The sequence below is a fragment of the Sulfitobacter sp. TMED3 genome, assembly GCF_002167505.1.
GTDB lineage: Bacteria > Pseudomonadota > Alphaproteobacteria > Rhodobacterales > Rhodobacteraceae > Sulfitobacter > Sulfitobacter pontiacus.
Genome location: NZ_NHBI01000005.1, coordinates 207,454 through 228,533, shown reverse-complemented (window position 1 = coordinate 228,533; position 21,080 = coordinate 207,454). Strand labels below are relative to the sequence as shown.

The following is a 21,080-nucleotide window of genomic DNA, read 5'->3' as shown; positions in this document are numbered from 1 at the left end:
CCTGCGCCGCGCGCGCCGCGCGCCGGGAAGCGCGGCGCGATCGGGAGCAGAGTGCTGGACCTATGACTGGGCGGGCGGGCTGATCTGGCTGCGCAGCGCCGCGGGCCATGATCTGCGCGCGGCCATCGGGCCGATGGATGGGCATGCAACGCTGGTACGGGCCGATGCGCAGACCAAGGCGCGCTTGGGCGTGTTCCACCCCGAACCCGCCGGTGTGGCGCGGCTGACAGCGGCCCTGCGGGCGCAATTCGATCCCAAGGGCGTTTTTAACGCGGGCCAGTTGGACCGCGCGGCATGAGCTTGCTTGCGGTCTTCCTTGTCGTCTTTATCGGCGGGCCGTTGGTGTTCCGCCTCTCGACCCGTGGCACGCCTGACCGGCGCAGCCTGCGTGCGCTGGTGCTCTTGGCTTTTCTCTGTGCCGTGGCGGGGATGGCGATACGCTATGGCGTGGCGCAGTATTGGGGCGAGAGCCTGCTGGCGTCGATGGGGGCGATTGCCTGTATCTGGCTGGGCTGGATCGCCGTTCTGGCCTTTGTCGCGCAGGTGTTGCGCCGCGCCTATCCCGGCTCCGTCACGCAGCGCTGGACCAATGTGCTGGGGATCTTGGCCACCACGCTGCCCTGGTTCGGCCTGATCTGGGCCAGCACCGTCGCCGCTTAACTCTTTACCTCGTCAGGGTCTCGTGCCCGCAACGCCGGAGCTTTCATGCAAACCACATTCACCGCAGAACAGTTGAAAAACCCCGCGACGGCGCGCAGCAACGAGATCCTGCGCGCCTGTGTGCATTGCGGCTTTTGCACCGCCACATGCCCCACGTATCAGGTGTTGGGTGACGAATTGGATAGCCCGCGCGGGCGTATCTATCTGATCAAGGACATGCTCGAGAACGACCGCGATCCGGATGAAAAGACGGTCAAACACATCGACCGCTGCCTGTCCTGTCTGGCGTGTATGACGACCTGCCCCTCGGGCGTGCACTATATGCATCTGGTGGATCACGCCCGCGATTACATCGAAAAACGCTACAAACGGCCCTTCAGCGACCGTGCCCTGCGGTGGATTCTGGCGCGTATCCTGCCCTATCCGACGCGGTTCCGGTTGGCGCTTCTGGGGGCGAAGATCGGGCGGCCCTTCGCGCGGTTGATGCCCGACGCGCGGTTGCGTGCGATGATCGAGATGGCCCCCAAGTCGATCCCGCCGGTCAGCCGCAACGACGACCCGCAAAGCTTCCCCGCGCAGGGGGCTCCGCGCAAACGGGTGGCGCTGATGACGGGCTGTGCGCAAAAGGCGCTGAACACCGACATCAACGACGCCACCATCCGCCTGCTGACACGGCAGGGCTGCGAGGTGGTCGTCGCCGAAGGCGCGGGCTGCTGCGGGGCGCTGACCCATCACATGGGCAAAACCAGCGAAAGCCACGCCACCGCGGCGCGCAACATCAAGGCATGGTGCGCCGAGATGGACGGGCAAGGGCTGGACGCCATCGTCATCAACACCTCGGGCTGTGGCACCACGGTGAAAGACTACGGCCATATGTTCCGCAATGACCCGCTGGCGGCAGATGCGGCGCGGGTGTCGGCGATCGCCAAGGATGTGTCCGAGGTGCTGCACGATCTTGCGGGGGACGCAGACCCTGTCGCCATGCCCAACCCCGCCAAGGGGGATATCGCGGGCATCGACGCGCCAAAGGCCCCCACGCCCGCCCATCACGGACTGACCGTGGCCTATCACGCCGCTTGTTCCCTGCAACACGGCCAGCAGATCAAAAGCTACCCCAAGGATTTGCTGAAACGCGCAGGCTTTACCGTGGTTGAGCCTGCGGATTCACACCTGTGCTGCGGGTCGGCGGGGACGTATAACCTGATGCAGCCCGAAATCTCTAAGCAGTTGAAAGACCGGAAGGTCAGAACCCTGCAGGCCAAGAACCCCGACGTGATCGCGGCGGGCAATATCGGCTGCATGATGCAGATCGGATCGGCGGCGGGCGTGCCCGTGGTGCACACGGTAGAGTTGCTGGATTGGGCGTCGGGTGGGCCGAAGCCTCCGGCGTTGTCGCAAGAAAAAGGCACAAACTTGCAGATTCCTCGCCTCCGCTAGGGTTTTCGCCGCATTTTCGCCTTATCTCGCGGCTAGGAGAGGCTAAAGACCAGATCTCACCGAAGTAGGAGCGATATCCGTGCGCCGTTGGGTAGCCATCTCTATCATGTGTCTGACCGTCGCGACGGCCGGGCTTGCTCAGGATGCGCGGTTGCGCAGGCTGGACACGGGGGTGGATGCCGGTGCGTGGGAGGCCGTGGGCCGCCTGGATATCGGCGGTAAAGGGTTTTGCACCGGCGCGTTGATCGCGCCCCGTCTGGTGCTGACGGCGGCGCATTGTCTGTACGACAAGGAAAGCAAGCAGCGCATTGATCATGGCGAGGTAGAATTCCTTGCCGGTTGGCGTAACGGGCGGGCGGGGGCCTATCGCAATGTGCGCCGTGCGGTGGTGCATCCCGATTATGTCTACGACGGCGTCGTATCCTCGGACCGTGTGCGCAACGATCTGGCCCTGCTCGAACTTGACCGGCCGATCCGCAATACCACGATCAAACCTTTTGACACCGCCCGCCGTCCGCGCCGCGGCGACCAGTTAGGGGTGGTGAGCTATGCCAAGGACCGGTCAGAGGCACCGTCCCTGCAAGAGGTCTGCAGCGTGCTGGCCCGCCAAGAAGGCGTGCTGGTGACCACATGCTCCGTCGATTTCGGGGCCAGTGGTGCGCCGATCTTTACCTTTGAAAACGGGGTGCCGCAGATTGTGTCTGTCGTATCCGCCAAGGCCCATGTCGAGGACAAGGAAGTGTCCCTTGGTACCGCGCTTGGTGCGCCGCTGGCGCGGCTTCAGGCGGATCTGGTGGCGGGCAAGGGTGTTTTCCAAGGTGGTGGCGTTGTCAGCAAGCGCATCACGTCAGAGGATCGCCGCCGCACCACCGGCGCGAAATTCGTCAAACCCTGACCTTGTCATCCGGGGTGATTTTGTCCCCTTGAAACGCGATTTATCCATCCCCACATGCATGTCACCGGAACGCCTGTTGAGGGTTCCGGTAGACAACCCAAGGTCTGTCCATGGTGGAAGGCCTGAATGATTATCGCTCAAACGAGGATGAATACCTATGCGTAGTTTTGATTTTGCACCGCTGCACCGTTCGACTGTCGGCTTTGACCAGATTGCCAATCTGATGGATCGCGTGATGGCCAACGACGCACCGCAGCCAAGCTATCCCCCTTACAACATCGAAAAACTGGACGATGATTCCTATCGTATCAGCATCGCCGTCGCCGGCTTTACCGAAGGCGACCTGAGCGTTGAAGTCCGTGAAAAATCGCTGATCGTCTCGGCGCGCAAAGCTGATGAAGATACGGACAAGACCTATCTGCATCGTGGCATCGCGACCCGCGCGTTCGAACGCCGCTTCCATCTGGCGGATCACGTGCAAGTGACCGGCGCGGCCCATGCCGACGGTATGCTGCACATCGATCTGGAACGTCAGGTGCCCGAAGCGCTNAAGCCGCGCCAGATCCAGATCGCGCGTGCGCCAAAGGCGATTGAAAAGGATGTGGTTGACGCGAACACCGTTAACTAAGCGACATCACTCTGACAGACGAAGCCCGGTGCATTCGCGCCGGGCTTTTTTGTGCGCGCATGGGGGCTAGGTCACAGTTGTTGACTTAAAATAGCGCAATGGGCACAGTGCCCCGATCCAGTCGGGGGAGGAACGCCGGATGTCACTGCAGGAAATATTTGCCACACGCGCCAATCGNATGAAGGCGTCGGAAATTCGCGAGCTGCTCAAGCTGTTGGACCAGCCGGATATCATCTCTTTNGCCGGTGGTATTCCTGACCCTGATCTGTTTCCAAAAGCGGCGTTTCAGGACGCTTTTGCCGAGGCGCTGAACGGGCCGATGGCGGCGCAGGGGTTGCAGTATTCCACCAGCGAGGGGCACAAACCGCTACGCGTATGGATTGCCGCGCAGATGCAGGCGATCGGTATTCCCGCGACGCCGGACAACATCCTGATCACCTCGGGCTCGCAGCAGGCGCTGGATTATCTGGGCAAGCTGTTCCTGTCGCCGGGGGATACCGCGCTGGTGGGCTGGCCGACCTANCTGGGGGCNTTGGGCGCCTTTAACGCCTACGAGCCGCGCTATGACAAGCTGGACCCGCTGAGCAACCGCAGTGGNGCNGATTATACCGCCGCCGCGNAAGAGGCAGGCGGCGCGGCCAAGTTCGCCTATCTTTCCGTTGATTTTGCCAATCCGACAGGGGCCACGGTCAGCCGCGCCGCGCGCGAGCGGGTGATTGATCTGGCCGAGGAAATGGACATCGCCGTGATCGAAGACGCGGCCTATCAGTCGCTGCGCTTTGACGGNGACGCGATCCCGCCGATCCTCGCGCTTGAGGCCGAACGCCGGAACGGTGATCTGGAAGCCTGNCGGACGATCTATTGCGGCAGCTTTTCGAAAACACTGTCGCCCGGGCTGCGTGTGGGCTGGGTCTGCGCCGCGATGCCGGTGATCTCGCAACTCGTGNTGATGAAACAGGCGGCGGATCTGCACAGTGCCACATTGAACCAGATTGCCGTGGCCACGGTCGCGGAACAGCANTTCGACAGCCACATCGACACGATCCGAAGCGCCTACCGTGCNCGTCGCGATGCTATGCTGGAAGCGCTGCAGGCNCATATGCCCGANGGGGTGAGCTGGACCNAACCCGAAGGCGGCATGTTCATCTGGGTGACACTGCCCGATACGCTGGACGGGGCCGATCTGCTGAAACAATCGCTGGAAAGCGAACGGGTCGCCTTTGTACCGGGGCACGCGTTTTTCGCGGACGGGTCGGGGCGCAATACGTTGCGGCTCAGCTACTCCACCTCGACCGAAGGCAAGATCGCGGAAGGGATCGANCGCTTGGGCCAGTTGATCACCCGCGCGCTGAACGGCTGATACGAAAACGGGCGGCAGGATGATCCCGCCGCCCGTTTCNAATNCCGGATGATCCGCAGGTCAGACCGACATGCAGATGTATTTCATNTCCAGATAATCCTCGATCCCGTGGTGGCTGCCTTCGCGGCCCAGACCGGACTGCTTGACGCCGCCAAACGGCGCGACCTCGGTCGAGATGATNCCGGTGTTCACACCCACGATGCCATATTCCAGCGCCTCTGCGACCTTGTACACGCGGCTTAGGTCTTTGGCGTAGAAGTAGGACGCAAGACCAAAGATCGTGTCATTGGCCATCTCGATCACGTCGTCTTCGTTATCGAACTTGAACAGCGGGGCGAGCGGGCCGAAGGTTTCCTCTTTCGAGACTTTCATATCCTGCGTCACACCGGTGATGATGGTCGGCGCGAGGAAGTTGCCCTCCATCTTCTCTTCTTTGCTGCCCAGCAGGATTTCGGCACCTTTCGACACCGCGTCCTCGACATGTTCTTTCACNTTCTCGGAGGCATCGCCGTTGATCAGCGGCCCCAGNTCTACGCCGTCTTCAAAGCCGTCGCCGACCTTCATCTTTTCAACGCGCGCTTTCAGCTTTTCAGCGAAGGCGTCATAGACACCGGCCTGCACATAGATGCGGTTCGCGCAAACACAGGTCTGGCCGTTGTTGCGGAACTTGCACAGGATCGCGCCTTCGACGGCGGCGTCCAGATCGGCGTCGTCAAAGACGATGAACGGCGCGTTGCCCCCCAGCTCCATCGAGCATTTCATGACCTGATCGGCAGCCTGTTTCAGCAGGATGCGGCCCACTTCGGTTGATCCGGTAAAGGTCAGTTTNCGCACNGCGGGGTTTTCGCAGAACTCCTTGCCCACGGCAGAAGAAGAGGACGACGGCAGCACGTTGAACACGCCTGCGGGGATGCCCGCGCGTTCGGCCAGCACACCCATCACGATTGCCGACAGCGGTGTTTCCGCAGCGGGGCGCGCCACNAAGGCGCAGCCNGCGGCNAGCGCGGGCGCGGCCTTGCGGGTGATCATCGCGTTGGGGAAGTTCCAGGGCGTGATCGACGCGGCNACGCCGATGGGCTGCTTGATCACGGTGATCCGCTTGTCGCGCTGNTGGCCGGGGATGGTCTCACCGTNGACGCGCTTGGCNTCTTCGCCGAAGAATTCGATNAANGACGCGCCATAGNCGATTTCGCCNTTGGCNTCGCCCAGAGGCTTGCCCTGTTCAGCGGTCAGGATGGCCCCCAGATCGTCTTGGTTTTCCATCATCAGGTCGAACCATTTGCGCATGACGCCGGCCCGNTCCTTGCCGGTCCAGCTGGCCCATTCCTTCTGTGCCTTTTCCGCNTGGGCNATGGCACCGGCCACCTGCGCACGGCTGAGGTTGGCGNCCTTGGCAATCACATCGCCGCGGGCGGGGTTCACCACATCAAAGGTGCCATCGTCGCCATCCACCCATTCGCCACCGATATAGGCGCGGGTCTCTAGCAGGCTTGGATCCTTGAGCATTGATTTCAGGTCAGTCTTTGCGTCAGTCATTTTGATCTCTCCGCTTTTGTCTGTGGTTACCCAAAGCAACAAACGCTATGATTGTCTAGTTCCAGTTCGTATCGGGACGCTGACGGAGGACCACATGCAGCTAGACGACGCCTATGCCAACGCCGCTTATATCGATAACGCAGAGGCATATCCGCCCCGCTGGAAAGACGCCGCAGCGGCATTCCGCAAGAAGCTGGGGTTCCGGGCGCAAAAGAATATCTCTTACGGGCCGACCGACCGCGAAATCTATGATCTGTTTGAACCCGAAGGCGTGTCGCGGGGCACGGTGGTCTTTGTCCACGGTGGCTATTGGAAAGCATTTGCTCCTGCCGATTGGTCCCATCTGGCGGCTGGCCCTCTGGCGCGCGGCTATGCGGTTGCGATGGTCGGCTATGACCTGTGCCCCGATGTGCGGATCAGCCAGATCACCGGACAAGTCGCTCGCGCCATTTCCGAGATCGCCAAACGCACCCAAGGTGCGCTGGCGCTTGTCGGCCATTCCGCGGGTGGGCAGCAGGTTGCCCGCATGACCGACCCGCTGATCCTGTCCGGCGATGTCCGCGACCGGATCGAGAATATCGTGTCCATCTCGCCCGTGGCAGACCTGATGCCGCTGTTGCAGACCTCTATGAACGACATTCTTCAGCTGGACGAAGCCGAAGCGACGGCGGAAAGCCCCGTGAACATGACGCCGCCTCATGGGGTGAACGTCACGATCTGGGTCGGGGCCGATGAACGTCCCGCCTTTCTGGAGCAGGCCGAGCAATTCTCGCGCGTGTGGGGGGCCAAGCAGTTCGTCGTCGAGGGGCGGCACCACTTTGACATTATCGACCTGCTGGAAGACCCCGACAGCGATATGGTGAAAGCGCTGCTTGGCATAAAGTGAGCCTTGATCGGGCCGCGCAAATCGGCGAGACAGGGGGCGGGTTGGGACGATGGCGTCGTCCTGCATTTCACGGCCCTTGCGTCCTGCACGCCGGGACCTTTCTGAGAAGGAGGGTCTGATATGACCAATACATCCAAAACCGCCCGTCCCGATATGTACCGTTTCCATAACGGCACGAAGTCTCCGCTGCCGTTTGACACCGCTGAATACGAAGCGCGTCTGGAAGAGTTGCGCGAACGGATGGATGCGGCTGGTGCGACGGCGGCGGTCTTCACGTCGATGCACAATATCGCCTATTATTCGGGCTTTCTGTATTGCGCCTTTGGCCGCCCCTATGGGCTGGTGGTGACCGAGACAGACTGTGTGACGATTTCCGCAGGCATCGACGCCGGTCAGCCGTGGCGCCGCAGCTTTTGCGACAACATCACCTATACCGACTGGCAGCGCGACAATTACTGGCGCGCCGTCGCCTCGGTTACGGGCAAGGGCGCGGTGATCGGCTATGAAGGGGACCACCTGACGCTAATGCAGCGCGACAAGCTGGAAGATTTCCTTGAGCCGGTGGTGATGATCGACCTGTTCGAGACGACCATGCGCCAGCGGATGCACAAGTCTCCGGCAGAGATTGCGTTGATCCGTCAGGCCGCTCAGGTCGCGGATGTGGGTGGCTATGCGATCCGCGATGCGGTCAAGATCGGCGCGCGCGAGATCGACATCGCAATGGCAGGCCGCGATGCGATGGAGCTTGAGATTGCCAAGCGGTTCCCCGACGCCGAATACCGCGACACCTGGGTGTGGTTCCAATCCGGCATCAANACCGATGGTGCGCATAATCCGGTCACTGCGCGGCANCTGGAGCGCGGCGATATCCTGTCGCTGAACACCTTCCCGATGATCTCGGCCTATTACGTGGCGCTGGAACGCACCATGTTCGCCGGAGAGGTGGACCCCGCCAGCCTGAAAATATGGGAGGCCAATGTCGCTGCCCATGAATACGGGATGAGCCTGCTGAAGCCCGGTGTCAGCTGCGCCGANNTGACCCACAAGATCAACGCCTTCCTNGAAGAGCGTGACCTGCTGCAATACCGCACCTTCGGCTATGGTCATTCGTTCGGCGTGCTGTCGCATTTCTATGGCCGCGAAGCAGGGCTGGAGCTGCGCGAGGACATCGACACGGTGCTTGAACCCGGCATGGTCATCTCGATGGAGCCGATGCTGACCCTTCCCGAAGGTCAACCCGGCGCGGGCGGCTACCGCGAACACGATATTCTGGTGATCACAGAAGACGGNAACGACAATATCACCGGCTATCCTTATGGCCCTGATTTCAACGTCGTAGGCTGATTGCGCTGCCCCCNTTCACGGGGGGCAAACGCCCTNTTGGCGGTTGGGGGTGACTGCGAGTACAAACAGGGAGTATGGCTTGACGTACCCTGTCACGTCGATATCTTGACGCATCGCTGTCGCGGGATGGGGGTGTCAGGCCATATCCGTGCCTATCGCCTGCATCCTTAGTCTTGTTAAAAGTGCTTTCCGCACGCTGTTTCGTGAGTGTTCCCGATGAAAGCATCCTTGATAGAACAAGAAGAAATGCGCCTCGCGTTGCTGCGGGGATATAATATTCTGGATACCGCCCCCGAAGAAGGGTTCGANGACATCACGCGCCTCGCGGCAGAGATTTGCGAGGTGCCGATCGCGCTGATCTCTTTGGTGGATGAAGACCGCCAGTGGTTCAAATCCAAGGTCGGGCTTGAAATTGACGGCAGCGACATCACCGACAGTATTTGCGCCCATGCCATCGCGGGCGATGACTACCTGGAGGTGACCGACACCACCGCCGATCCGCGCACCGCTGACAATAATTTCGTCACTGGCGAGGATTCGATCCGGTTCTATGCCGGTGCCTTGCTNGAGGATGACAAGAATCTGCCGCTCGGGACGCTCTGCGTGCTGGATAAGAANCCGCATCAGCTNAATGATTTTCAGCGCCGTGCGCTCAAGGTGCTGGCGGGGCAGGCGATGCGGCAGATCGAGCTGCGCAAGGCACTGGCCGATGCCGAGGTGCTGCGCAAAGAGGTCGACCACCGCGTGAAAAACTCGCTCCAGTCCCTAGAGGCATTGATCCGCATCCAGATCCGCAGCGAAAAATCCCCCGAAGCCCGCGCCGCGCTGGACACCATTCAGGGCCGCCTGTCGACCATCAGCAGCCTGCATGAAGCGTTGTACCTGACTGAAACCGGNGCCGCGGTGGATATCGCAGCCTTCCTGAAGAAGGTCGCCCATTCCACCAGTGAACAATTGCCCGACGGGGTGCAGGTGAACATAGAGGTCGATCAGGCGCATCTGTCGTCCCGCTCTGCGTCATCCGTGGGGATGATCGTGAACGAGGCGATGACCAACGCTGCGAAATACGCCTANGAGGGCCGCAAACGCGGGACACTCGACCTGCGCGGCGANCGCAAGGGCGGCTTCTACCACCTCAGCTGCATTGACGACGGCCCCGGTATTCCCAAAGATCGGACCACGGGCACGGGGCTCGGCATGCGCATCCTGCTTGCCGCCGCGCAGCAATTGGGCGGAGAGCTGGAAACCCCAGANCGTGAAAGCGGCGGCGAGATCAAGATCGTCTGGCCCGTCACCGACTGACACCCGGCCCGGGGCACAAGAGAGGTGCAGGGATTATGTTGGCTTTGTTAAGGTTGATCGTCATCGGGTTCGTCGTTCTAACGATCATCTATATCGCCCTGTCGATCTATTCGCGTCGGGTNCGGCGCGGCAAGCTNTACCAGAAGTGGGCGGACGGGCCGCGTCTTGTGGATCGCGATATTTTCGTGCAACGAGGGCTTAAACGATATGACGGGTCGATCCGTCGCAAGTTGATCCTTGGGGTCTATATTGTCCCGGTGGGNCTGGTCATCCTGACCGTCTACCTCACNAACTTTAACTAAGGGGTAACGCCGATGGCGATCATCAAATGGACCTTCTGGGGTGTGATCTGGCTGATCATTGCCGCGTTCTTTCACTATACNCTGCCTCAGGTCGATATCGTGCGGATCACCGACACCTATGAAAAGCGCATCGACTTTGGCGAGAACTCGATCTTCTGGTCGCATGCGGATGTGGGCAACAGCACCGCNTTGGGCAACCGCGATGTTTTCTTCATCCAGACGCGTCGGGCCAAAGGCGACGTCATGGTTTACCGCAACGAGGATACCGGCTGGGGCTGGCCGCCGTATTTCAAGTTCGACACGACCAACCTGCAGGCCGAGGCATCTGATCTGAANTCCGCCGCCGGTACGCCGCAGTATGTCGCGGTCAAGCATTACGGTTGGCGCAACGAGTTCCTGTCGATCTTCCCCAACGCGGTGTCCGTGCGCGTGGTGGACGGGCCGGATGCNAGCAANGGCATCCCGTTCCTGAATATCATCATCCTGANCCTGTTTGCGGCCGTGGTCTATGCGATCTGGGTCCGCTGGCGTCGGTTCAAACGCGCGCGCATCGATCCGACGTTAGAGCGGCTGGAAGATGACATCGCCGAAAAGCAGGGCCGTTTCGCGCGCTGGCGGGCGGGTCGCAAAAACAAATAAGCGCGGCGCAAGATCACGCCGCGCCTTTTGCGCACTGATTGATGTCNTGACGGGTTAGCTGGGGCGCGCCACCATGCGCCCCATGGGCCGACCGCCCAGAATATGCACATGCAGGTGCGGGACTTCCTGAACCCCNTGCGCGCCNGCATTGGCGATCATNCGAAACCCTTCGCCCGCGTCCAATGTNACCCCTTCGGCTTTGCAGACTTCCGAGATGGCGCGNACATAGCCGACGATTTCGGCATCGCTTGCCTCTGCCGCGAAGTGGTCAAAGCTGATNTAGGGGCCCTTGGGGATCACCAGCACATGCGTCGGCGCTTGGGGTTCGATATCGCGAAAGGCAAGCGCGTGGTCGGATTCATATACCGTGTTGTTCGGGATTTCGCCGCGCAGGATTTTGGCAAAGATGTTCTGGTCGTCGTAGCTGTAAGCCATGNNATGTCCTTAATCGGTGAAAAGATANTGTGTGTCGGCAATGGGCTGCGCCTGTTCCGGAGAGATGCGCAGGAAAGCGGCCAGCGCCTCGGCATTGTCCTGCGCCGAGGCTGTTTCGCGCATCCGGGCGTAGTTTTCAAACTGCGCGTCGCGGATGCGGTCGGATTCAAGGGTCAGGTCGTTCCGGATGGTGGGCAGCAGCCGTTCCAGCGTGTCAGCCGAGGTGCGTTCGCCCGCCAGCCCCACGCGCATGGCGTGGCCGANCAGNTAGTCATCCGAGAACTGGCATTCGATCTCGAGAACCCGTGTCATCGACCGGTCAGAGGCAAAGTCGTTCAGCAGGTCGATATCGCCGGGGTCCATGCAGACGATCAGCCGGTCGGCCTCGTAATAGTCGAACAGCATCCGCATCAGGGACCGCCGGTGGCGGGTGCGCTTGCCCAGACTGTTCTGGATGCCGCCAAGATCGGGCAGGGGGGTGTCCTGTTCGCTGAAAAGATATTCGATCGCGGGCAGNTTGGTGACCTGACGCATCTGCTCTAGCACGCGTTTGGCGACATGCCACTTTTTGCACACGACAATCAGCANCTCGCGCTCGCGCCCCAGCGTGCTCTCCGTCTCCCAGAAACGGGTAGAGAACCGCCGCCCGATCCGNCCCCGACCGGTCAGGAACTTGAACAGGTTNCGCCCTTCGTTGCTGATCTGNAGTTCGACATCCTTGGCCGANTANAGCAACCCCAACCGGCGCTTGAGGTCCGTCGCCTCGCTGCTGATCTTGCGTGCGAACAGATAGTCTTGGGCCAGCAGCAGATCGTAGTGGTCGTTATAGAAGGTCACCGGCATGCCGTAGTCGGTAAACATCAGGAACGTCAGCGTGCGCGCACGAATTTCATTGTCGGGCACGATATGGCGCACGATGGTCTGAAAAAACGTCTCGTCCGGAATCCAGGTGGTCCTGAAAAACCGCATCACGTCTTTGCGNNTGCGGGTGAAGGCCATCACCGCCTCTATGGTCTGGCGGCGCAGGCACCACCACTGGCTGCCGATCTGGATTTGCAGGTCCGCAGGAATGTCGCGCGTCAGGCCAAGNCGTTTCTGNAGCTCGAACATGCCGTAGAACCGCTTTTTCTGGGTGCGCTCGTTGAACCAGTGACGGTAGATCAGCCGCTCTTCCTTCCAGCCGGTCTTGATCCAGTCGCTTTCGAAGTAGTCAAAGCTTTCGATGAAATCGACGTCGTTATCATCAAGGTAGTCGTGGATGTATTCGGCGGATTTGATTGCCATGCAATCGCCCGACAGCATGTAGAAGTGTGTGGCACGCGGAAAGGCATCAATCGCGCTTTCGACGGCGTTCAGCGTCGCCTGTACCAGCGACCATTCNCCCCAACCGCAGCGGATGCGNTTGCTTGCNAAGGTCACATTGGGGTTCTTGCCAAGCGCTTGGGTGATCTGTGCGAAATCGGTCGGGCTGGCCGAGGCGTCAAAGTGGATCGACATGTAATCGCCAGACGCCGTCAATCTCTCCGCCTGCTTGATGATNGCAACGGGGTCTTTGTGACACAAAAGGATATAGNCAATTCTGGCCATCGCGAAACACGCATCCCCTCTGCTCTGGACGAGTTTGTTAGATAAAGGCGAACAGCGATTGAATAAACCGCGAATATTTGCTTTTTCTATATTTCAGGCCATTCTGTCGCCATAAATGGCAGCATAAGTGCGAAAAAATTTAGGAGGCAGAGCCGATTATGGGTTTCCCAGGGACATGGATGACAGAAAGCGAAAGCGTGGTNTACCGCGTGGTGCCCAAATGCGCCTGTTCGACNATCGGGCAGATCATGTTCTATTCGGACCATGGCGAATTCTTTGACGGCGACATCCATGACGCGAAATCGGGCATGCACAAATGGGCGCATGACGACTCTCAGCCGTTGATNACGCGCAATGTGGAAAACCACAAATCCTACGCCTTCACCTGCGTGCGCAATCCATATACCCGCATCCTCAGCTCTTTCTTCGACAAGATNTGCGGCATCCAGCGCAANGGCCGGCGGTATCGCGGCAATCTGGTGCCGCTGCTNGTGCANAAATACGGGATCGAGGTCGGCGGCGATGACGGCAAGCAAGAGTTTGACCAGATCGCCAGCTTCCGCCGTTTCCTGCTGTTTGCCCGCGACACCATCCGCTGGCGTCGNCCNATGGACCCNGACATCCACTGGTCCGCGCANTCGGGNCATGTCAGCACGTTCATCGTGAACGGCGGCACCTATGACAAGATCATCTGGACAGAGAAGTTCAACGACGGCATGCAAAGCGTGCTGGATGCCATCGACACGCCCCATGCGGTGAACCTGTCCGACATTCCGCGGTTTAACGAATCCGAAGGCCACGGCCCCAAGCGCGCCCACCCGGTAGAGGATTACTTCGACGATCTGTCGATGCATCTGATGCGCGAGATCTTCAAAAAGGATTTCGAGCTGTTCAAATACGATTTCGACAATCCGGCAAACAAGATGCCCACGGGCGAGATCGACCTTGCCGANGTGCACGCCAAGCTGGGCGACTAAGCGGGCAGGGCCGGCGCGCCCCGCCTGACGGTCCATGCGGTTATGCCCGCTGCGGCATCTTGCGCGCAGGGCCGCAACGCCCTACATCCTTGGCATGTCACAGGTTAAATCATCTTCCAAATCCGACCCGAACTACAAGGTCATCGCCGAAAACCGCCGCGCGCGGTTCGATTACGCGATCGACGATGATGTCGAATGCGGCATCATCCTTGAAGGGTCCGAGGTCAAATCCCTGCGCAACGGTGGCGCCAATATCGCCGAAAGCTACGCCGCCGTGGAAGATGGCGAGCTGTGGTTGGTGAACTCCTACGTCGCGCCTTACACGCAGGCCAAGACCTTCACCCACGAGGAACGCCGTCGCCGCAAGCTCTTGGTGTCCAAGAAGGAGCTGTCGAACCTGTGGAATGAAACCCAACGCAAAGGCATGACGCTGGTCCCGATGGTGATGTATTTCAATCACCGTGGCATGGCCAAGATCAAGATCGGCATCGCCAAGGGTAAAAAGCTGCACGATAAACGGGAAACCGCCGCCAAGCGCGACTGGTCCCGCCAAAAGCAGCGCCTGCTGAAAGACCACGGCTGACGCCCCGTCCCGCTCTCGGGGCCTGAACGGAACACAATATGCCCATTTCCGGCCTGTGCTGCATGCGCACAGTCGCGGGCTCTTGCTTGCGGGGGCCGTCGCGGGTAGGCATTGAAAAACCTGTTCTAAAAGGGGGTGGACCCATGGCTGACAACCCGAAAACGCTTGTTTCAACCGATTGGCTGGCGCAGCACCTCAAGGATCCCGACCTGCGTCTGCTGGACGCGTCATGGTATCTGCCCGATGCAGGACGCGACCCCAAAGCCGAATATAATCAGGCGCATATCCCCGGTGCCCGCTTTTTCGACATCGACGAAATCTCGGATGGGCGGTCGGATATGCCGCATATGGCCCCGCCTGCTGAAAAGTTCATGTCGCGGATGCGCGCTATGGGTGTGGGCGACGGGCATCAGGTGGTGGTCTATGACGGGGCCGGCTTGCTGTCGGCTGCGCGTGTGTGGTGGCTGTTCCGTCTGATGGGGCAGGAAAATGTCGCCGTGCTGGATGGGGGCCTGCCCAAATGGGCCGCCGAAGGTCGCCCCACCGAAGACATGCCCCCGATCCCCCGCGACCGCCACATGACCGTGCGTTTCCAGAACCAACTGGTGCGTGATGTGACGCAGGTCGCTCAGGCGTCCAAGCTCAAGGCACCGCAGATCGTTGATGCCCGCGCAGCGGCCCGCTTTCGCGGCGACGCGCCCGAACCCCGCGAAGGCCTGCGCGCCGGCCACATCCCCGGGTCGCGCAACCTGCCCTACACAGAGCTGTTGAACGACGACAAAACACTGAAATCCGTAGCCGAGACCAAAGCGGCTTTTGAAGCGGCGGGCATTGACCTGTCGCACCCTGTGATCACGACCTGCGGGTCCGGCATCACTGCGGCGATACTCGCGCTGGCACTGGAACGGATGGGCCATACCGATTGGTCCCTTTACGATGGATCTTGGGCAGAATGGGGGATGTTCCCCACCGTGCCCGTTGCGACCGGAGACGCATAATGTTCGAAACCCTACAGGCGCAGCCCGCCGATAAAATCCTTGCCTTGATGCAGATGTACAAGGATGACCCCCGCGAGACCAAGATCGACCTTGGCGTGGGCGTGTACAAGGATGCCACGGGGCTGACGCCCGTCATGCGCGCGGTCAAGGCGGCTGAACACCAACTGTGGGAAGCCCAGACCAGCAAGGCCTATACCGGTCTGGCGGGCGATCCTGCCTTTGGCGATGCGATGGTGCAGATGGTGCTTGGCGATGCGGTCCCCCGCGCACAGGTCGCCGCCGCCGCGACCCCGGGCGGGACCGGCGCGATCCGTCAGGCGTTCGAGCTGATCCAGATGGCCCGTCCGCAGGCGCGGGTGTTTGTGTCGAACCCGACATGGCCGAACCATCTGTCGATCCTGAAATATCTGGGGATGGAGATGGTCCCCTACCGCTATTTCGACGATGAAACCCGTGGCGTCGATTTTGACGGCATGATCGCCGACCTCAAGACCGCGCAAAAAGGCGATGTGGTCCTGCTGCACGGCTGCTGCCACAACCCGACAGGGGCCAACCTGAACGCCGCCGAATGGGACGCGGTGATCAAAGTGTTGCAAGACACCGGTGCCACCCCGATGATCGATATCGCCTACCAGGGCTTTGGCGACGGGCTTGACGCGGATGCGGCGGCTACGCGCAAGGTCGCGGCGGCGGTGCCTGAATGTCTGATCGCGGCAAGCTGCTCCAAGAACTTCGGGATTTACCGCGAACGCACCGGTATCCTGATGGCGCTGTCGGCAGACACTTCGGCGCAAAAGCTGAACCAGGGCACGCTGGCCTTTCTCAACCGCCAGAACTTCAGCTTCCCGCCCGATCACGGGGCCCGCATCGTCACCACCATCCTGAACGATGACGCCTTGCGCAGCGACTGGATGGCCGAGCTCGAAGACATCCGCAACACCATGCTGGGCCTGCGCAGCCAGCTCGCGGGCGAACTTCAGCGTCTCTCCGGCTCTGACCGCTTCGGTTTCCTTGCCGAACACCGCGGCATGTTCTCGCGCCTCGGAACCTCGTCTGACATGGTCGACAAGCTCCGCGAAGACCACGGCATCTATATGGTGGGTGACAGCCGCATGAACATCGCGGGGCTGAACGCCGAAACCGTGCCGATCCTCGCCAAGGCGATCATCGAGGTCGGCATCTAACCCCGCCGCTTCACCCTTTCAAAAATACTCAAACCGCCGCGCTGGCATCTGGCGCGGCGGTTTTTGTTTGGGCGCATTGCCAGTCCTGCCCAGCATAACACGCGCGCAGCAAAAAGCCCGGGCGCGAACGCCCGGGCCTCTGCCTGCCTGCAGGAGTTTAGACCTTAGCTCTTGGAGAACTCAGGGTAGGCTTCCATGCCCAGTTCGGACACGTCCAGACCAGCGATCTCGGCTTCTTCGCTGACGCGGATGCCGGTGGTGGCTTTCAGGATCATCCAGACAATCAGCGACACGATGAAGACAAAGGCACCGATTGAGGCAAAGCCGATGATCTGCGTCACAAAGGATGTGCCGTCGGTGTAGACGGGAACAACCAGCGTGCCCCAGAAGCCTGCGATCAGGTGAACCGGGATCGCACCGACCACGTCATCAATCTTGAGCTTGTCGAGGAAGGGCACCGCGAAGACCACGATCGCACCGCCCACAGCACCGATCCAAAGCGCACCGAAGAGCGTCGGGTCAAGCGGGCCAGCTGTGATAGAGACCAGACCGGCCAGCGCGCCGTTCAGCACCATTGTCAGGTCGGGCTTTTTGTACAGCATCTGGGTCAGGACCAGCGCGGCGATGGCACCGGCAGCAGCAGCCATATTGGTATTGGCAAAGATCTGCGCAACAGCATCGGCATCGATCATCGACCCCATCGCCAATTGCGAGCCGCCGTTGAAGCCGAACCAACCCAGCCACAGGATAAACGTGCCCAAAGTGGCGAGCGGCAGGTTCGAACCCTGCATCGGGATCACACGACCGTCTTTGTATTTGCCGATACGGGGGCCAAGCACCAGCGCACCTGCCAGAGCCGCAAAGCCGCCCGCGGCGTGGACCAGAGTGGAGCCCGCGAAGTCGCTGAAGCCCGCGTCAGACAACCAGCCTGCGCCCCACTGCCAGCTTGCTTCGATCGGATAGATAAAGCCGGTCAGCACGATGGTGAAGATCAGGAAGGGCCACAGTTTGATACGCTCGGCCAATGTGCCCGAAACGATGGATGCGGTGGTTGCGCAGAACATCAGCTGGAAGAAGAAATCCGACGCGTTGGAATAGCCGCCCGCGTCAATCGCCGTCTTGATGTCCTTGGTTGCAAAAGTGCCGAACACGCCGGGGATGATCCACGCGTCGCCGGGGTACATGATGTTATAGCCGACCAGCCAGTAGAGAATGGCGGCCAGTGCGAAAAGCGCGATGTTCTTGGTCAGCTGGGTGGTCACGTTCTTGGACCGCACCAGACCGGCTTCGAGCATGGCAAAACCCGCCGCCATCCAGAACACCAGAAAGCCGCCGATCAGGAACAGGATCGTGTTGAAAATGAAAGCAGTGTCAGCCGCGGTTGCATACTCGGCCTCCTGCGCGAAACCCAAGGACGGCAGCAGCGTCGCTGCGGCGGCAAGGGGAATAAGAAGTCGTGATGTCATGTCGTCAATTCCTCGGACGTGGGGGTCAGATGGCGTCTTCGCCGGTTTCGCCGGTGCGCACGCGCACGGCTTGTTCAACGTCGAGGACAAAGATTTTGCCGTCGCCGATCTTGCCGGTATGTGCGGTGCGGGTGATCGTCTCGACCATCTGGTCGGCCAGCGCATCTGCGACCACCAGTTCAAGCTTCACCTTGGGTACGAAGTTCACGACATATTCAGCGCCGCGGTAGATTTCGGTATGGCCGGATTGGGCACCGAAGCCCTTGATCTCGGTCACCATCAGGCCACGCACGCCCGCTTCGGTCAGTGCTTCGCGCACCTCCTCGAGCTTGAATGGCTTGATTGTTGCGATAATGAGTTTCACCTATAATCCCTCTTCCAGATGGCAGGTACTTCCTGCGTTATGCCTTGGATAAAAGAGCGGCCGGTGCCCCTTGAAGGAAGGGTGCATCGCGCTTAGTCCCTCTCTGGGCGGGCGTGTTTGCCCGATTATTGGGCGCTGTGGGAGATGTGCCTAATTATTGGGCGTTAATTAGATGGCGCAGCGGGGCGTCTGCGCTAAACAAACCGCGCCGTGCAGGATAGAGTGCGAAAAAAAAGTATGGTTCAGCGAGCAGCATATGAGTGATTCATCCAAACGGAAGCGGCCCTTGGTTGCCGATAAACGCACCGCGGGCAAAGGCGGCAAACCGCCCCGCAAGCCGGTCGCGAAAAAGGCTCCGGCCAAGCGCAAGCCGGCACGTCGTGCGCCTGCGCGGCCCAAGGGGCCTATTGGCTGGCTGGCCGCGCTGGTGCGGTGGGTCTTCCGTTTGATCTGGACGATCGTCTGGCGGGTGACTGCCGTGGCGGTGCTGATGGTTGCATTGGCCGTCGGCTATTTCTACACCACGCTGCCGCCGCTCGAGGCGCTGCTGGATGGGCGTGCGCGAGGGTCTGTCACGCTCAAGGATCGCTATGGTGATGTCTTTGCATGGCGCGGGGATCAGTTCGGCGGCGTCGTCACCGCAGACAGCGTATCCCCCGCCCTGAAGAACGCGGTAATCGCGACAGAGGACAAACGCTTCTATCGTCACTTTGGTGTCAGCCCGCGCGGTATCGCTTCGGCGGTCAAGATCAACCTGAGCGAGGGTCGCGGGCCCTTGTCCGGTCACGGCGGTTCGACGATCACGCAGCAGGTGGCCAAGCTGCTGTGTCTGGGTGAACCCTATGATGCGTCGTCGGGGCAGACGGAAAAGGAATACGAAGCCGAATGTCGCCGGTCCTCGCTGTCGCGCAAGGGCAAGGAAGCCCTGTTCTCCATGGCGATGGAAGCGAAGTATTCCAAGGATGATATCCTGTCGATCTACCTCAACCGCGCCTATATGGGCGGCGGTGCCTTTGGGGCCGAAGCCGCGGCGCAGCGTTTCTTTGGCAAACCGGCCGCCGCGTTGAAGCCTGCCGAGGGCGCGATGCTGGCGGGTCTGTTGACCGCACCGACCACCCTGTCACCGACCAATAATCTTGATCGGTCGCAAAGCCGTGCGGCAACCGTGATCCGCCTGATGGAGGATCAGGGTTATCTGTCAAAGGCCGAAGCGGATAACGCCATTGCCAACCCCGCAGAGCTGTCAGAAGCCGCAGAGGCCGAGGCGGGTGGCTATTTCGCGGATTGGGTGATGTCGTCGGGGCCGGAGTTCTTTACCCGCAACACGACCGAGGATGTGGTGATCAAGACCACCCTTGACCAAAAGATCCAGCGCGCCGCCGAGGAAGGTCTGAGCTGGGTGTTCGAAAACAAGGTCCGCGAAGGCTCCAAAGCGCAGGCGGCTGTGGTGATCATGTCTGCTGACGGGGCCGTGCGTGGCATGGTCGGTGGGCGCAAGACCAAGGTCGCGGGGGCCTTTAACCGCGCGACACAAGCGATGCGCCAGACTGGCTCTGCCTTCAAACCATTTATCTATGCAGCGGCGCTGGATCTGGGGTATTCGCCCAACGATCTGATCGAAGACGCGCCCTATTGTCTGAACGTGCCCGGGTCGGGCGAATGGTGCCCGAAGAACTATACCAACAGCTTCAAGGGTAACGTGACGCTCACCACCGCGCTCAAGGATTCGCTGAACATTCCGGCGGTCAAAGTCTCGGAGAGTGTCGGGCGCGATGTGGTCAGCCAGGTGGCAGAGCAATTCGGCATCAAAAGCGATCTGGCCGTCGGTCCGGCGCTGGCGCTTGGGGCGTCCGAAAGCACGTTGCTTGAAATGACAGGCGCTTATGCCGGCATCCTGAACGGCGGGTCATCCGTTAAACCCTATGGGCTGATTGATCTGACGTTGCAGGGCGACACTGATCCGGTGATGGGCACGGGCGGCGGTATCGGCGAGCGGGTCATTCAGGAAGATGCCGCGCTGCAATTGGTCTATATGATGGAAAAGGTGGTGTCCGAAGGCACGGGGCAGCGGGCGCAATTTGGTGGTCGTGAACTGGCCGGTAAAACGGGCACGACACAGGCCAACCGCGACGCGTGGTTCATCGGTTTCTCTGCCGACTATGTGGCCGGTGTCTGGATGGGCTATGACGACAACACGCCGTTGACCGGTGTATCGGGGGGCGGGTTGCCCACCGAGATCTGGAAGCAGGTCATGATGCGCGTTCACGAAGGGCTGCCGAATACGCCGCTGCCGATGATCGTGCCGGAACCGCCAGTGGTGCAAGCCCCGCCGCAGCCTCAGCAACCGGCGCAGCCGCAGCGAGTGCCGCGTCAGGACAACCCATTGGGCGTCATCGACAGGGTGCTGCGCGATATCTTTGGCGGGTAAAGGCCCTGCCTCTGCCGCAGCACGATGTTTTGGAAACGAAAGAAGGGAGGCCGGATTATTCCGGCCTCC

General features: G+C 60.7%; 20 protein-coding genes and 1 pseudogene. 16 read left to right on the top strand and 5 right to left on the bottom strand.

What is annotated here, in order from left to right; all coding sequences use genetic code 11:
- The 6 genes and pseudogenes from CBB63_RS02365 to CBB63_RS02340 form a co-directional block, all read left to right on the top strand.
- Positions 1-298: pseudogene (locus CBB63_RS02365) on the top strand (glycolate oxidase subunit GlcE); the annotation flags it as partial.
- Positions 295-660 (top strand): hypothetical protein, encoded by a 366-nt coding sequence (locus CBB63_RS02360; RefSeq protein WP_286697998.1) that lies wholly within the window; start codon positions 295-297, stop codon positions 658-660. The pseudogene CBB63_RS02365 and the gene CBB63_RS02360, both read left to right, overlap by 4 nt.
- Positions 661-705: 45 nt before the next feature.
- Positions 706-2,097: a glycolate oxidase subunit GlcF gene (glcF, locus tag CBB63_RS02355; RefSeq protein WP_286697997.1), complete on the top strand. Its 1,392-nt coding sequence runs from the start codon at positions 706-708 to the stop codon at positions 2,095-2,097.
- A gap of 106 nt (positions 2,098-2,203) precedes the next feature.
- Positions 2,204-2,992, top strand: a complete 789-nt coding sequence (locus CBB63_RS02350; RefSeq protein ID WP_005851046.1) for a trypsin-like serine peptidase — start codon at positions 2,204-2,206, stop codon at positions 2,990-2,992.
- Between the two features lie 157 nt (positions 2,993-3,149).
- Complete coding sequence (locus tag CBB63_RS02345) at positions 3,150-3,620, top strand: Hsp20 family protein (RefSeq protein WP_005851048.1); 471 nt, start codon at positions 3,150-3,152, stop codon at positions 3,618-3,620.
- A 139-nt stretch (positions 3,621-3,759) separates the two neighbouring features.
- Positions 3,760-4,980, top strand: a complete 1,221-nt coding sequence (locus tag CBB63_RS02340) for an aminotransferase-like domain-containing protein (RefSeq protein ID WP_286697996.1) — start codon at positions 3,760-3,762, stop codon at positions 4,978-4,980.
- Positions 4,981-5,040: 60 nt separating this feature from the next.
- On the opposite strand, the gene CBB63_RS02335 is transcribed toward CBB63_RS02340, so the two are convergent.
- The gene (locus CBB63_RS02335; RefSeq protein WP_286697995.1) at positions 5,041-6,516 is read right to left on the bottom strand and encodes an NAD-dependent succinate-semialdehyde dehydrogenase; all 1,476 of its coding nucleotides are present in this window, start codon (positions 6,514-6,516) and stop codon (positions 5,041-5,043) included.
- A gap of 94 nt (positions 6,517-6,610) precedes the next feature.
- Here CBB63_RS02335 and CBB63_RS02330 point away from each other — a divergent pair, with 94 nt between their 5' ends.
- The 5 genes from CBB63_RS02330 (at position 6,611) to CBB63_RS02310 (ending at position 10,989) form a co-directional block, all read left to right on the top strand.
- A complete protein-coding gene (locus CBB63_RS02330) occupies positions 6,611-7,402 on the top strand; it encodes a hormone-sensitive lipase (protein WP_009825861.1) in 792 nt (263 codons plus the stop codon).
- Positions 7,403-7,522: 120 nt separating this feature from the next.
- Positions 7,523-8,746 carry an aminopeptidase P family protein gene (locus tag CBB63_RS02325; protein ID WP_286697994.1) on the top strand — a complete coding sequence of 408 codons (1,224 nt, stop codon included), beginning with the start codon at positions 7,523-7,525 and terminating at the stop codon, positions 8,744-8,746.
- Between the two features lie 216 nt (positions 8,747-8,962).
- Complete coding sequence (locus CBB63_RS02320; RefSeq protein WP_502695840.1) at positions 8,963-10,048, top strand: histidine kinase dimerization/phosphoacceptor domain -containing protein; 1,086 nt, start codon at positions 8,963-8,965, stop codon at positions 10,046-10,048.
- Positions 10,049-10,083: 35 nt separating this feature from the next.
- Positions 10,084-10,350, top strand: coding sequence for a hypothetical protein (locus CBB63_RS02315; RefSeq protein WP_005851057.1), 267 nt, complete (start codon positions 10,084-10,086; stop codon positions 10,348-10,350).
- Between the two features lie 12 nt (positions 10,351-10,362).
- Positions 10,363-10,989, top strand: a complete 627-nt coding sequence (locus CBB63_RS02310) for a DUF1523 family protein (RefSeq protein WP_286697992.1) — start codon at positions 10,363-10,365, stop codon at positions 10,987-10,989.
- 54 nt (positions 10,990-11,043) lie between these two features.
- Here the strand turns inward: CBB63_RS02310 and CBB63_RS02305 are convergent, their stop codons facing one another.
- Together CBB63_RS02305 and CBB63_RS02300 are read right to left on the bottom strand one after the other, a co-directional pair.
- On the bottom strand, positions 11,044-11,424 hold the full coding sequence (locus CBB63_RS02305) for a histidine triad nucleotide-binding protein (RefSeq protein WP_286697991.1): 381 nt from the start codon (positions 11,422-11,424) through the stop codon (positions 11,044-11,046).
- Between the two features lie 9 nt (positions 11,425-11,433).
- Positions 11,434-13,011: a DUF5928 domain-containing protein gene (locus CBB63_RS02300; RefSeq protein ID WP_286697990.1), complete on the bottom strand. Its 1,578-nt coding sequence runs from the start codon at positions 13,009-13,011 to the stop codon at positions 11,434-11,436.
- A gap of 158 nt (positions 13,012-13,169) precedes the next feature.
- On the opposite strand from CBB63_RS02300, the gene CBB63_RS02295 reads away from it, so the two are divergent.
- The 4 genes from CBB63_RS02295 to CBB63_RS02280 all read left to right on the top strand — a co-directional run bounded on the left by CBB63_RS02295 (position 13,170) and on the right by CBB63_RS02280 (position 16,753).
- Positions 13,170-13,988 (top strand): sulfotransferase family protein, encoded by an 819-nt coding sequence (locus CBB63_RS02295; RefSeq protein WP_286697989.1) that lies wholly within the window; start codon positions 13,170-13,172, stop codon positions 13,986-13,988.
- A 94-nt stretch (positions 13,989-14,082) separates the two neighbouring features.
- Positions 14,083-14,571, top strand: a complete 489-nt coding sequence (gene smpB, locus CBB63_RS02290; protein WP_009825868.1) for an SsrA-binding protein SmpB — start codon at positions 14,083-14,085, stop codon at positions 14,569-14,571.
- A 143-nt stretch (positions 14,572-14,714) separates the two neighbouring features.
- A complete protein-coding gene (gene sseA, locus CBB63_RS02285; RefSeq protein ID WP_286697988.1) occupies positions 14,715-15,569 on the top strand; it encodes a 3-mercaptopyruvate sulfurtransferase in 855 nt (284 codons plus the stop codon).
- Complete coding sequence (locus CBB63_RS02280) at positions 15,569-16,753, top strand: amino acid aminotransferase (protein ID WP_064216295.1); 1,185 nt, start codon at positions 15,569-15,571, stop codon at positions 16,751-16,753. The genes sseA and CBB63_RS02280 overlap by 1 nt, the downstream gene beginning before the upstream one ends.
- Positions 16,754-16,917: 164 nt before the next feature.
- Here the strand turns inward: CBB63_RS02280 and CBB63_RS02275 are convergent, their stop codons facing one another.
- Together CBB63_RS02275 and CBB63_RS02270 are read right to left on the bottom strand one after the other, a co-directional pair.
- Positions 16,918-18,219: an ammonium transporter AmtB gene (locus tag CBB63_RS02275; RefSeq protein ID WP_005851078.1), complete on the bottom strand. Its 1,302-nt coding sequence runs from the start codon at positions 18,217-18,219 to the stop codon at positions 16,918-16,920.
- Positions 18,220-18,244: 25 nt separating this feature from the next.
- Positions 18,245-18,583, bottom strand: a complete 339-nt coding sequence (locus CBB63_RS02270; RefSeq protein WP_005851080.1) for a P-II family nitrogen regulator — start codon at positions 18,581-18,583, stop codon at positions 18,245-18,247.
- A gap of 256 nt (positions 18,584-18,839) precedes the next feature.
- Between CBB63_RS02270 and CBB63_RS02265 the strand changes: the two genes are divergently transcribed.
- A complete protein-coding gene (locus CBB63_RS02265) occupies positions 18,840-21,011 on the top strand; it encodes a transglycosylase domain-containing protein (protein ID WP_286697987.1) in 2,172 nt (723 codons plus the stop codon).
- The last annotated feature ends 69 nt before the right edge of the window (positions 21,012-21,080 follow it).